The organism is Phreatobacter sp. (genome assembly GCF_022843985.1).
Lineage (GTDB): Bacteria > Pseudomonadota > Alphaproteobacteria > Rhizobiales > Phreatobacteraceae > Phreatobacter.
In genome coordinates this window covers 50,602-62,200 of sequence record NZ_JALHMP010000013.1, presented here as the reverse complement: position 1 = coordinate 62,200, position 11,599 = coordinate 50,602, and the positions used below count along the sequence as shown (strand labels likewise).

The 11,599-nt window shown below is 68.8% G+C and carries 10 protein-coding genes; 5 read left to right on the top strand and 5 right to left on the bottom strand.

Annotated features, from left to right (window positions below):
* Positions 1-24: 24 nt before the first annotated feature.
* The 4 genes from Q0C57_RS11020 to Q0C57_RS11005 all read right to left on the bottom strand — a co-directional run bounded on the left by Q0C57_RS11020 (position 25) and on the right by Q0C57_RS11005 (position 4,906).
* Positions 25-843 carry a hydratase gene (locus tag Q0C57_RS11020; protein WP_296576266.1) on the bottom strand — a complete coding sequence of 273 codons (819 nt, stop codon included), beginning with the start codon at positions 841-843 and terminating at the stop codon, positions 25-27.
* An 83-nt stretch (positions 844-926) separates the two neighbouring features.
* Positions 927-2,309: a S41 family peptidase gene (locus Q0C57_RS11015; protein ID WP_296576264.1), complete on the bottom strand. Its 1,383-nt coding sequence runs from the start codon at positions 2,307-2,309 to the stop codon at positions 927-929.
* Entirely contained in the window at positions 2,306-3,631 is a 1,326-nt protein-coding gene (locus tag Q0C57_RS11010; protein ID WP_296576261.1) for a peptidoglycan DD-metalloendopeptidase family protein, read from the bottom strand. The genes Q0C57_RS11015 and Q0C57_RS11010 overlap by 4 nt, the downstream gene beginning before the upstream one ends.
* Positions 3,632-3,736: 105 nt before the next feature.
* Positions 3,737-4,906 carry a serine hydrolase gene (locus Q0C57_RS11005; RefSeq protein WP_296576259.1) on the bottom strand — a complete coding sequence of 390 codons (1,170 nt, stop codon included), beginning with the start codon at positions 4,904-4,906 and terminating at the stop codon, positions 3,737-3,739.
* A gap of 260 nt (positions 4,907-5,166) precedes the next feature.
* Between Q0C57_RS11005 and acs the strand changes: the two genes are divergently transcribed.
* From acs to Q0C57_RS10985, 4 genes are all read left to right on the top strand, one after another.
* On the top strand, positions 5,167-7,116 hold the full coding sequence (gene acs, locus Q0C57_RS11000) for an acetate--CoA ligase (RefSeq protein ID WP_296576256.1): 1,950 nt from the start codon (positions 5,167-5,169) through the stop codon (positions 7,114-7,116).
* A gap of 28 nt (positions 7,117-7,144) precedes the next feature.
* A complete protein-coding gene (locus Q0C57_RS10995) occupies positions 7,145-7,882 on the top strand; it encodes a hypothetical protein (protein ID WP_296576254.1) in 738 nt (245 codons plus the stop codon).
* A 36-nt stretch (positions 7,883-7,918) separates the two neighbouring features.
* On the top strand, positions 7,919-9,349 hold the full coding sequence (locus tag Q0C57_RS10990; RefSeq protein WP_296576250.1) for a M48 family metalloprotease: 1,431 nt from the start codon (positions 7,919-7,921) through the stop codon (positions 9,347-9,349).
* A gap of 94 nt (positions 9,350-9,443) precedes the next feature.
* Positions 9,444-10,211 (top strand): SDR family oxidoreductase, encoded by a 768-nt coding sequence (locus Q0C57_RS10985; protein WP_296576247.1) that lies wholly within the window; start codon positions 9,444-9,446, stop codon positions 10,209-10,211.
* 3 nt (positions 10,212-10,214) lie between these two features.
* On the opposite strand, the gene Q0C57_RS10980 is transcribed toward Q0C57_RS10985, so the two are convergent.
* Entirely contained in the window at positions 10,215-10,745 is a 531-nt protein-coding gene (locus Q0C57_RS10980) for a L,D-transpeptidase family protein (protein WP_296576244.1), read from the bottom strand.
* A 136-nt stretch (positions 10,746-10,881) separates the two neighbouring features.
* On the opposite strand from Q0C57_RS10980, the gene Q0C57_RS10975 reads away from it, so the two are divergent.
* Entirely contained in the window at positions 10,882-11,568 is a 687-nt protein-coding gene (locus Q0C57_RS10975) for a response regulator transcription factor (protein WP_296576242.1), read from the top strand.
* Positions 11,569-11,599: the final 31 nt, after the last annotated feature.

Here is an 11,599-nt window from a genome sequence, read left to right as displayed (position 1 = left end):
CTCACGCCGTGCGGGCGTCGCCGATCACACGAAGCTCAGCCGCATCGGCTGAACGGCGATCCCCTCGACCTGCGTCGACCATGTCTCGCCCGCGGCGATCGGGAAGGCCCGCGTCACCGTGCCCGTGGTGATGATCTCGCCCGCGGCGATAGGGCTGGCCTCGCGATCGGCGGCGAGCACGCCAGCCAGATGCCGGACTGCCGAAAGCGGCCCGTCGAGGACATTGGCGGCAATGCCGCGGTCCACCATCTCGCCATCCCGGTAAAGGGTTACGGCAAACCCGGTCAGCGCCGCCATCCAGGCATCGGAATCGCCTTCGACCGGCGTGCGCGGACCACAGTGGAGCGCGCCGTGGAGGCCGAAGGCCGCCTGGCAATCGGCGCCCTGGAACACCCAGCCCGGAAACAGCGACTGGACGATCTCGAAGCCGTGGGCCACCCAGCCGACACAGGCGAGGATCGCCCGTTCATCCATCTGCGCCGTCACCGGCGCCCGGAACCCGAGCACGATCTCCGGCTCGATCCGCGGCTCGACGAGATGGCCGATGGCGGCGTGCGCCGGCCCGGCCACGTCGTGGAAGGTCTTGTCGTAGACCGGCCCCCAGATCGGCGAGTAGACGCCGTATTCCTCCCAGATCGTCCGATTGGTGAATCCGATCTTCCGCCCGATGACCGTCTCGCCGGCGGCGACCCTGCGGCGCGCCACCTCGTGGCCAACCCGCTCGCCGTCGGCAACCGCAAAGGTCGGCTCGAGGCGCGTCAGGGGAGTGATCTGCCGGCCTGTGCGATAGGCGGCGAGCACCTCGTCCGCGAACATCCGGGTCTGGGAGGAGCACAACGACATCACGCGATCCTGGGTGGGTCTTGAGACAAGAAAAACCCCGGCACGCAGGCCGGGGTTCTGACTGGGCAGGGGGCCGGCGGGCCTCAGCGGGTTGGCGTCGCCGGAGCGGGAGCGGCGGGCGCACCCGGGCTCGGGGCCGCAGCCGCACGCTGGCTTGGCGGGAAGGCCGGATCCGTCGCGGTGCCACGCAGCAATTCCAGCGCACGGCCGATCTGGGCGTCGTCCTTCTGGTCCGGCGGCACATAGACCGAGGAGGCCGACCGCTCCTCGGAGCCGTCGGCATTGTTGCGCAGATGGCCGCGCAGGCCCGCTTCGCCGCGGTTTTCCTGCAGGCGGGCGCGCATCGCCTCCGGCACCGGCTGCTCGAGCACGATGTCGGGGTCGATGCCGCGCGCCTGGATCGAGCGCCCGGAGGGCGTGTAGTAGCGGGCGGTCGTCAGCCTGAGGGCGCCCTGGCTGCCGAGCGGGATGATGGTCTGCACCGATCCCTTGCCGAAGGAGCGCGTCCCGAGCACAGCGGCCCGCTTGTGATCCTGCAGCGCGCCGGCCACGATTTCGGAGGCGGAGGCGGAGCCGCCATTGATCAGCACGATGATCGGCTTGCCGGCGGTCAGATCACCGGCGCGGGCGTTCCAGCGCTGGGTCTCCTCGGCATTGCGGCCACGGGTCGAGACGATCTCGCCGCGCTCCATGAAGGCGTCGGAGACGGACACGGACTGGTCAAGCAGGCCGCCGGGATTGTTGCGCATGTCGAGGATATAGCCGCGCAGCTTGTCGGCAGGCACCTTGGCCTTGATGTCCTCGATCGCCCGGCGCAGGTTTTCTGTCGTCTGCTCGTTGAACTGGGTGATGCGGACATAGCCGACATCGTCGCCGATCACCTGGTGGCGCACGGCGCGGATGACGATGCGGTCGCGGGTGATCTCGATATCGCGCGGCTGGGCGCCGGTGCGGGTGACGCGGATGGTGATCTTCGAGCCCACCGGGCCGCGCATCTTCTCCACCGCCTGCTGCAGGGTCAGGCCCTGGATCGGCTCGTTGTCGATATGGGTGATGATGTCGTTGGCCAGAATTCCCGCCTTGGAGGCCGGCGTGTCGTCGATCGGCGAGACGACTTTGATCAGGCCGTCTTCCTGCGTCACCTCGATGCCGAGGCCGCCGAACTCGCCACGCGTCTGGACCTGCATGTCGCGGAAGTTGCGGGCGTCCATGAAGCTCGAATGCGGATCCAGCCCGGTCAGCATGCCGTTGATCGCCGTTTCGATCAGCTTGGCGTCGTCCGGCTTCTCCACATAGTCGGTGCGCACGCGCTCGAAGATGTCGCCGAACAGGTTGATGTGCCGATAGGTGTCGGAGGCCGCGGCATTGGCGGTCATCCCGAGGATCGCCCGGGGCTGCGTGACCGCGACGGTGGCCAGCGCGCCCATGGCGGCGCCGGCGAGGAGGATCGAAGCTCTGCGCATCATCCGCGAACCCTTTCAGTGGCCTGCACGCCCGGTGTCCTTGTGGTCCACCAGGGCGTTGGGTCGACACTCGACCCGTCTTTCCGGAACTCAACATAGAGAACGGGCTGGGAGGAGCCCGTTGTCACCGCGGAGGCTGGCGGCGGGGCGTGGCCCATCACACCGACCGGCTCCCCCGCCAGAACGAATTGTCCAAGATCGACCGTGATCCTGTCCATACCGGCAAGGACCAGATGATACCCGCCGCCGGCGTTCAGGATCAAGAGTTGCCCATAGGTCCTGAACGGACCGGAATAGACGACCCATCCGTCGGCGGGCGCGGTAACCGAGGCCCCCGGCCGCGTCGCCATCGACAGGCCACGTTCGGCGCCGCCGAGACCGTCGGGATCACCGAATTCACGCAGTCTGACACCCAGAACCGGCAGGGACAGGGCACCCTTGGCCTGTTCGAAGGGCATGGCGGGGGTCATCCGCGCCGCATTCTGCAGCGCTGCCATCTGCTGGCGCCGGTCGAGAACGGCGGGGCCGCGGGCGACCGTGGTGGTGCGGGCCGCGTCCGCGGCACGGTGCGCGGCGGCGATCTCCGTCTCCATCCGGCCTATCAAATGTTCGAGATCGGCGGCCTGGCGGGCGAGGGTCGCCGCGCGTGCCCGTTCCGCCTGCAGCGACTGTTCGCCGGAGGCGACCTGGCCTCGGCGCGCCTCGGCGAGGGCGTCGAGGCGGACGCGTTCCTCGCGCAGCGTCACCGCCTCGCGGCCCAGGTGGTCGCGCTCGGTGGCGATGCGGCTGCGCAGTGTCGACAGTTCCTCGAGATCGCGCGCCAGCACCGTCACGGCCTCGCGCATGTCCGGTACCAGCGTGCCGAGCAGCATGGCAGTGCGCACGCTCTTCAGCACATCGTCCGGGCCCACCAGCATGGCGGGCGGCGGACGGCGCCCCATGCGCTGGAGGGAAGCGAGAACCTCGGCGATCAGCTGTCGCCGGTCGTAGAGCGACTGGCGCACCGTGAGCTGGCGTGCGTCGAGGACGACGAGATTGTCCTCGATGGCGGCCATGCGCACCTCGCCGGTGCGGACCCGGGCCGCGGTGTCGATGCTGGAGCGCACCAGCGCCGCCCGGTCGTTGCGCAGGGCGGTGACCTCGGCCTCGACGCGCGCCCGCTCGGCCTGGTTGCGCGCAATGTCCGCCCGGATCGCATCGAGTTCACGCTGGCGCTCGCGGCGCTCGGCATCCGCCCGCTCGGCCGGCGTCACGGACTCGGCGAGAGCTGGCACAGCCGGAGCGAGGGTGAGGGCGGCGGCAAGAAGGAGGTGCCTGGACAGCATCGGTCCCGAATCAGCAGGCGGCGGGGAAAACGCCAATGCTACATGGCAGCCGGGCCGGGCGGAATCGCGGCGGCGCCTTGCTGATTTGACGGCAGGGCGTTGGGCTCACGGCGAGGCCAGCGTCCGGTAGACCTCCGTTTCGAAGGCGCGGAACAGCGTGATCGCCCGCGGGTCGAAGAAGGGCACGATCTGGGTGAGAAACACCCCGGCGAGGCCCTGGCGCGGATCGACCCAGTAGAAGGTATTGGCAAATCCCGCCCAGGACAGCGATCCGGCCGACCGGCCCTCGGCCGTCGGCAGGCGGTTCTGCTGGAAGCCGAGGGTCCAGCCGGTGGGCTGGCCGCCGAAGAAATCGGCGCTGCGCGGCCCCATCGGCGACATCAGGCCGAGGGCCGGGACGCTGAGAGACGGGATCTGGTCCGTCATCAGCCCGGCAAGGCTGTCCGGTGACAGGATGCGGGAGCCCTCCAGCGTGCCGCCGGCCAGGATCATGCGCAGGAAGGTGAGATAGTCCCCGGCCGTGGCATAGAGCCCGCCGCCGCCGGAGACGAATTCGGGGTCCTGCACGACGACCATGTCGGTCGGCACATAGGTGCCGTCCGCGGCGACACCGTGGACCGTGGCGCGGCGCGCCATCTGGTCGGGGCCGAGGCGAAACATCGAATCCGCCATGCCCAGGGGGGCGAAGATCCGTTCGCGGAACACCGCTTCCAGCGGTTTCCCGGTCACCATTTCGACGATGCGGCCGGCCCAGTCGGTTGAAATGCCGTAGATGAAGGCCTCGCCGGGCTCGCCGACCAACGGTGCGCCAAGAGCGGCAAGCCTGCCCGTATTGGTCGACGGCAGGCCCGTGGCCTTCATAAATTTGCGCAGCGCCGACGAGGCGAAGTCGTAGGTGTAGCCGGCCGTGTGGGTCAGGAGGTGACGGACCGTCACCGGCCGGGCGGCGTTACGCGTCAGCGGCCGGCCTTCGGCGTCGAAATCATGGAGAAGCTGCACGTCACCGATGTCCGGCGCATAGGTCGCGGCAGGGGCGTCGAGCGCGACCTGGCCGGCTTCGACCAGCTGCAGGAGAGCTGCCGTGGTCACCGCCTTGGTCATCGAGGCGATCCAGGTGACGGTGTCCGGCGTCATCGGCGCGTCGGCACCGAGGCGGCGGGTGCCGAAGCCGCCCTGGTAGATCACGCCGTCGCGGTTCGCCACCATGGCGACGACGCCGGGGACCTCGCCCGCCGCGGTCGCCTGGCTGAGAATCGTGTCGAGAGCAGCGGTCATGCGCAGTCCAATCAGCAGGCGGGGACGGCCTCACATTCGGCGGGGCCGGCCACCGGGTCAATTCGGCCGAAGCGCCAGCCCTGGCGCCGAGCCCTGCGGGCGACCAAAGTGTGAGACCGGTCCGGCTTGAGCCGTCGCCGGCTGCCGACGTATGGTCTCGGCGAAATTTGCGAGACAGCCGGCCACAACAGGCTGCCCGCGCCAGGAAACGTCGCCGCCCGGCCCGCATTGCGGGCGGCCGCCATCGAGAGGGGACCCGCATGTCCGACAAGCTCTATCCCGTCAGCGGCGACTGGGCCGCGCGCGCCTATGTCGACGACGCCAAGTACCGGGCGATGTACCAGGCTTCGGTGGCCTCGCCCGACGCCTTCTGGGGCGAGCACGGCAAGCGCATCGCCTGGATGAAGCCCTTCACCCGGGTGAAGAACACCTCCTACGACCCGCACAATGTCTCGATCCGCTGGTTCGAGGACGGCACCACCAACGTCTCCTACAATTGCGTCGACCGGCACCTCGCCACGCGCGGCGATCAGGTGGCGATCATCTGGGAGGGCGACGACCCCAAGGACGACGCGAACATCACCTACCGCCAGCTCCACGCCGCGGTCATGAAATGGGCGAACGTCCTGAAGTCGCAGGGCGTCAAGAAGGGCGACCGGGTCACGATCTACCTGCCGATGATCCCCGAGGCGGCCTATGCCATGCTCGCCTGCACCCGCATCGGCGCCGTCCATTCCATCGTCTTCGGCGGCTTCTCGCCCGACAGCCTCGCCGGCCGTATCGAGGATGCCGCGACCTCCGTCGTGATCACCGCCGACGAGGGCCTGCGTGGCGGTCGCAAGGTGCCACTGAAGGTCAATGTCGACGCCGCCGTCGACAAGATCCCGGGCGTCGTGTCGAGCGTCATCGTGGTGAAGCGGACCGGCTCGCCCGTCGCCATGACCGCGGGCCGCGACCACTACTATGCCGACCTCGCCGCCACCGTACCCGACGACTGCCCGCCCGAGGAGATGAACGCCGAGGATCCGCTGTTCATCCTCTACACCTCCGGTTCGACCGGCAAGCCGAAGGGCGTGCTGCACTCCACCGGAGGCTATCTCGTCTATGCCTCGATGACCCATCAATATGTCTTCGACTACAAGGACGGCGACATCTACTGGTGCACCGCGGATGTCGGCTGGGTCACCGGCCACAGCTACATCGTCTACGGACCGCTCGCCAATGGCGCGACGACCCTGATGTTCGAGGGCATCCCGACCTATCCGTCCATCTCCCGCTTCTGGGACGTGGTCGACAAGCACAAGGTCAACACCTTCTACACCGCCCCCACCGCCATCCGCTCGCTGATGGGCGCCGGCGAGGATCCGGTAAAGAAGACCTCGCGCGCCTCGCTGCGCCTGCTCGGCTCGGTCGGCGAGCCGATCAATCCGGAGGCCTGGGAATGGTACCACCGCGTCGTCGGCGACGGCCGTTGCCCGATCGTCGATACCTGGTGGCAGACCGAGACCGGCGGCATCCTCATCACGCCGCTTCCCGGCGCCACGGCGCTGAAGCCGGGCTCGGCGACGCGGCCCTTCTTCGGCGTGCAGCCGGAGATCGTCGACGCCGAGGGCAAGGTGCTGGAGGGGGCCTGCGAGGGCAATCTCGTCATCGCCGATTCCTGGCCGGGGCAGATGCGCACCGTCTTCGGCGACCACGAGCGCTTCGTGCAGACCTATTTCTCGACCTATGCCGGCAAATATTTCACCGGCGACGGCTGCCGGCGCGACGCCGACGGCTACTACTGGATCACCGGCCGGGTCGACGACGTCATCAACGTCTCCGGCCACCGCATGGGCACGGCCGAGGTCGAATCGGCTCTCGTCGCCCATCCCAAGGTCTCGGAAGCCGCCGTCGTCGGTTATCCCCACGACATCAAGGGCCAGGGCATCTACGCCTATGTGACGCTCATGGGGGGCGAAGACCCGACGGAAGAGCTGCGCAAGGAACTGGTCGCCTGGGTGCGGAAGGAGATCGGTCCGATCGCCTCGCCGGACCTGATCCAGTTCTCGCCCGGCCTGCCGAAGACGCGCTCGGGCAAGATCATGCGCCGCATCCTGCGCAAGATCGCCGAGAACGAGTTCGGCGCGCTCGGCGACACCTCGACCCTGGCCGATCCGGCCGTGGTCGACGACCTGATCAACAACCGGCAGAACCGCAAGGGCACCTGATGATGCCCGACAGGGCTGGACGGGCCTGATGATGGGGAGGGCGCCCGCCTGGCTGGCGGTGGCCCTCTCCTGTGCCGCCTCGACCGCCCTCGCCTGCGCACCCGAACGGGTCGAGCCCGTCGCCGGCCTGCGCGCCGACCGCCCCCTCACCCTCGCCGCCCCCGACGGCCGCCGGATCCGCCTCGTGGCGCTCGCCGGCGAGGCTGCGGTACCGGCGGCGGCGGTGGCCCGGATCGCCATCCTCGGACCGGCCGATCGGCACGAGCGCCTCCCCGTCCTGGCGCTCGGCGCGTCCGGACCGATCGAGGCCGAGATGCTCCGCGACGGCGCGGCGCGCCTGACCCTGACACGCCTCGTTCCCCGCGACTGCTGGCGGCTGCTCGAGGCCGCGGAGACGGAGGCGGTATCCGCCCGGCGTGGCATCTGGGCCACGTCCCGGTCCGTTCTTCTTGATACAAACGATGCCGAAGCGCTCACGGCCGCCGAGGGTCGCTTCGTCGTCGCGACGGGCCGAGTCCGCAGCGTCCGCACCGTCAATCGCATCACCTACATCAATTTCGGAGCCCCGCGCGCGGGAGCGCTGACGGTGACGATCCATGAGCGCGACATGCCCGCCTTTCGGGAATTCGGGCTTGAACCTGCCGCAATCCGTGGGCACATGCTGCGGGTGCGCGGGGTCGTCACGATCCGGCGCGGTCCCTTCATCGCGGCGGCGATGCCGGAGGCGGTCACCATCGCAGAGGCGCCCGCCCGGGGTGCAAGGTAGCCCAGGACCGTGTTTCGGTTCGACGGAGCAGCGAAAGTGCATTGGCAGTCGCCGCAGACGGCGATGCTGGCGCTCGCCCTGTTTCTAGCGGGCTGCGCCACCGCCCCCGACGCCACGTCGCCGCTGCCCGAGCCGGTTCCGACCGAAACGCGCCTGCCGCCGCTGACGACCCGCGACCACGGACGCATCCTCGCGGCCTTCGGCGGCGAATACAGCGCGCCGGGTATCGAGCGGCTGGCGACCGAGGTGCTCGACCGTCTCGGCGCCGCCTCCGACCGGCCAGACCAGCGCTACCGTCTGACCATCCTCAATTCGCCGACGATCAACGCCTTCGCGCTGCCCTCCGGCCATCTCTACATCACCCGCGGCATGCTGGCGCTGATCAATGACATGAGCGAATTCGCCGCCGTGCTCGGCCACGAGATGGCGCATGTGTCGGCCCGCCACGCCAACCAGCGCGAGGACCAGGTCCGCACCAACGAACTCGTCGCGGTGATGCGGGCCCGGCTTCTCAACGACATGGCGGGCGCGGAAGCCCGGCGCGAGGCGGCGCGGGTGTCGCTCGCCAATTTCTCGCGGACCCAGGAACTGGAGGCCGACGCGATCGGCGTCGCCCTGATCGCCAAGGCCGGCTTCGACCCCTACGGCGCCTCGCGCTTTCTCGAGACCATGGACCGCTATGCGGCGCTGCGCTCGCCGTCCCAGGCCACCGGTGGCGGACCGGACTTCCTCGCCTCTCATCCCTCGACGCCCGAGCGCATCCGCCAGGCCGTACTCGCGGCCCGTCAGCACATGGCGCCCGACGGCCGCCCGCGCGACCGTGAGCGCTATCTGCGCGCCATCGACGGCATCACCTTCGGCGAGGATCCGCGCCAGGGCGTCGTGCGCGGCCGCAGCTTCATCCATCCGCGCCTCGGCTTCACCGTCACGGCGCCGGAGGGCTTCACGCTGGAGAATTCCCGCCAGGCCGTCACCGGCCTCGGCCCGAACGAGATGGCGATTCGCCTCGATGTCGTCAGGGTGCAGGCCAACCAGGCGTTGACCTCCTATCTCGCGTCCGGCTGGATCGACGGCCTCGCCCCGGAGACGGTGGAGGCGGTGACGATCAACGGCTTCCAGGCGGCCACGGCCGTCGCCCGCGGCAGTGACTGGTCGTTCAGGATCTTCGTGGTGCGGTTCGGCAGCGAGGTCTATCGCATCATCTATGCGGCGCGGGAGCTGAACGGCGAGGTGGACGGCAGTTTCCGCGCCTCGATGGAAAGCTTCCGCCGGCTGACCAGCGCCGAAGCCGCGGTGAAGCCCGCCCGCGTCAAGACCCTGCGCGCCGGCGAGGGCGACACCGTGCTGACCTTCGCCCGCCGCATGCAGGTGCCCGACCGGGCCGACGAGCGTTTCCGCGTGCTCAACGGCCTCGGCGACGGCGAACAGCCGCGCGGCGGCGAACTCGTCAAGATCGTCACCGAGTAAAAACTACCATACAAGTCGCAGGCGGCCCTTGCATCGGCATCGCCCTTGGCCTTTGCTCCTCGCCCGACCGAGGAAACGCCAAGAGGCCACCCCCATGACCCTGAAAACCTTCGACCTCACCGGCCGCCGCGCCCTCATCACCGGATCCGGCAGCGGCATCGGCCTGGCCTATGCGGCGGGCCTCGCCGATGCGGGCTGCGAGATCGTCCTCAACGGCCGCGACAAGGCCAAGCTCGCCGGTGCCGAGGCGGCGCTCAAGGCGAAAGGCTACAAGGTCAGCGCTTGCGCCTTCGACGTCACTGATCCCGCCGCGGTGAAGGCAGGGGTCGACGCGATCGAGAAGGATATCGGCCCGATCGGCATCCTGGTGAACAATGCCGGCATGACCATCCGCCATCCGCTGGAGGATTTCCCGGAGGATGCCTGGCGCCGCGTCATGGCGACGAACATCGACAGCGTCTTCTACGTCTCCAAGGCGGTAGCCCGTCACATGCTGCCGCGTGGCTACGGCAAGATCATCAACACCTGTTCGGTGATGAGCGAGCTTGGCCGCCCCTCCATCGCCCCCTACACCGCCTCCAAGGGCGCAGTGAAGATGATGACGCGGCAAATGGCGGTGGAATGGGGCCGCCGGGGCATCCGCTCCAACGGCATCGCGCCCGGCTATTTCAAGACCGAGCTGACCGATGCGCTGGTGAAGGACCAGGCCTTCTCGACCTGGCTCGAGGGCCGCACGCCGCTCGGCCGCTGGGGCAATGTGGAGGAACTGCAGGGCGCCTGCGTGTTCCTCGCCGCGCCGGCTTCGGACTATGTTACCGGCCATGTGCTCTTCGTCGATGGCGGCCTGACGGCCTCCGTCTGAGCCCTACCGGACGATCAGCACCGCCCGGCGCGACAGCCGCGGCAGGATCTTGGCAAAATCGGCGATGCGGATGGCAACGCAGCCCGCCGTCGGCGTGAAGCCGTCGCGGGCGCCGTGCCAGAAGATGGCGCTGCCGCGATGGCGGCGCACCGGCGCATCGTTCCAGCCGAGTTCGACGATCGTGTCATAGAGATGGTCGGCACGGGCGAGACGCTCCTCGGCTGGGCCCGGCGGCCGGCGGATCAGCCGGTTGTAGCGGCGGTCGCCGGCATCGTCGCACCAGGCATCCTCCGGACCGATGGCCCGGACCGCCCGCAGCACCCGCGGCCGGACCAGCCGGTCGGCGCGGTGGAAGACGCGGCGCAACGGCAGCCGCGCCCGCGGCGTCGCGCCGTCGCCCTCGCGCTTGTCGGTGCGGATTCCGGCGCGACCGAGCGCACAGGGAAAGGAGGCAAGGCCGACATGGAGCATGCCGCGGGAGCGTCGGCCCGGCAGGGCGTGGACAAAAATCCGTGTGAGGCGGTCTTTCGCCATGAAAATGTCATCCATATCTCTACGAAGCAGCAGGCTGCCGACGTGTAACGCGATCGGCGATACGCGCGTAGTGCCTTTTCCCCCTCGACCTCCGGGCGCGTCCTTGCGGCAGCCCCCATCTTCCCCGGGTGATTTGATGAGCCAAGTCCGCAAGATCCTGCTCTGCGACGATGATGCCGACATGCGCGAGGCTCTCGCCGAGCAACTGGCGCTGCACGAGGAGTTCGCCACCGTCAGCGTCGATTCCGCCAGCAAGGCCATCCAGACGGTCAAGGCCGACCACTTCGACCTCCTCGTCATGGATGTCGGGCTGCCGGACATGGACGGTCGCGAGGCGGTGAAGATCATGCGCAAGGGCGGCTTCAAGAGCCCGATCATCATGCTGACCGGCCACGACACTGATTCCGACACGATCCTCGGCCTTGAGGCGGGCGCCAACGACTATGTCGTCAAGCCGTTCCGCTTCGCCGTGCTGCTGGCGCGCGTCCGGGCCCAGTTGCGCCAGCACGAGGCCAGCGAGGATGCCGTGTTCCAGATCGGCTCCTATTCGTTCCGCCCTTCGTCCAAGACCCTCATTACCGACAAGAACGGCAAGATCAGGCTGACCGAGAAGGAAACGGCGATCCTGCGCTATCTCTATCGCCAGGGCATCAAGCCGGTATCGCGCGAGATCCTGCTCTCCGAAGTCTGGGGCTACAATTCCGGCGTGACCACCCATACGCTGGAGACCCACATCTACCGGCTGCGCCAGAAAATCGAGAAGGACCCGGGCAACGCATCGCTTCTCGTCACCGAAGGCGGCGGCTACAAGCTCGTCCCCTGAGAGCGTTACCGAAATCCAAAGAGTTTTTGGT

Bases quoted from the DNA above. Each gene is read 5' to 3' on its own strand.
- Q0C57_RS10975 (WP_296576242.1), top strand. From the start codon at position 10,882: ATGAGCCAAGTCCGCAAGATCCTGCTCTGCGACGATGATGCCGACATG.
- Q0C57_RS11020 (WP_296576266.1), bottom strand. From the start codon at position 843: ATGTCGTTGTGCTCCTCCCAGACCCGGATGTTCGCGGACGAGGTGCTC.
- Q0C57_RS11010 (WP_296576261.1), bottom strand. From the start codon at position 3,631: ATGCTGTCCAGGCACCTCCTTCTTGCCGCCGCCCTCACCCTCGCTCCG.
- acs (WP_296576256.1), top strand. From the start codon at position 5,167: ATGTCCGACAAGCTCTATCCCGTCAGCGGCGACTGGGCCGCGCGCGCC.
- Q0C57_RS10980 (WP_296576244.1), bottom strand. From the start codon at position 10,745: ATGGCGAAAGACCGCCTCACACGGATTTTTGTCCACGCCCTGCCGGGC.
- Q0C57_RS11015 (WP_296576264.1), bottom strand. From the start codon at position 2,309: ATGATGCGCAGAGCTTCGATCCTCCTCGCCGGCGCCGCCATGGGCGCG.
- Q0C57_RS11005 (WP_296576259.1), bottom strand. From the start codon at position 4,906: ATGACCGCTGCTCTCGACACGATTCTCAGCCAGGCGACCGCGGCGGGC.
- Q0C57_RS10995 (WP_296576254.1), top strand. From the start codon at position 7,145: ATGATGGGGAGGGCGCCCGCCTGGCTGGCGGTGGCCCTCTCCTGTGCC.
- Q0C57_RS10985 (WP_296576247.1), top strand. From the start codon at position 9,444: ATGACCCTGAAAACCTTCGACCTCACCGGCCGCCGCGCCCTCATCACC.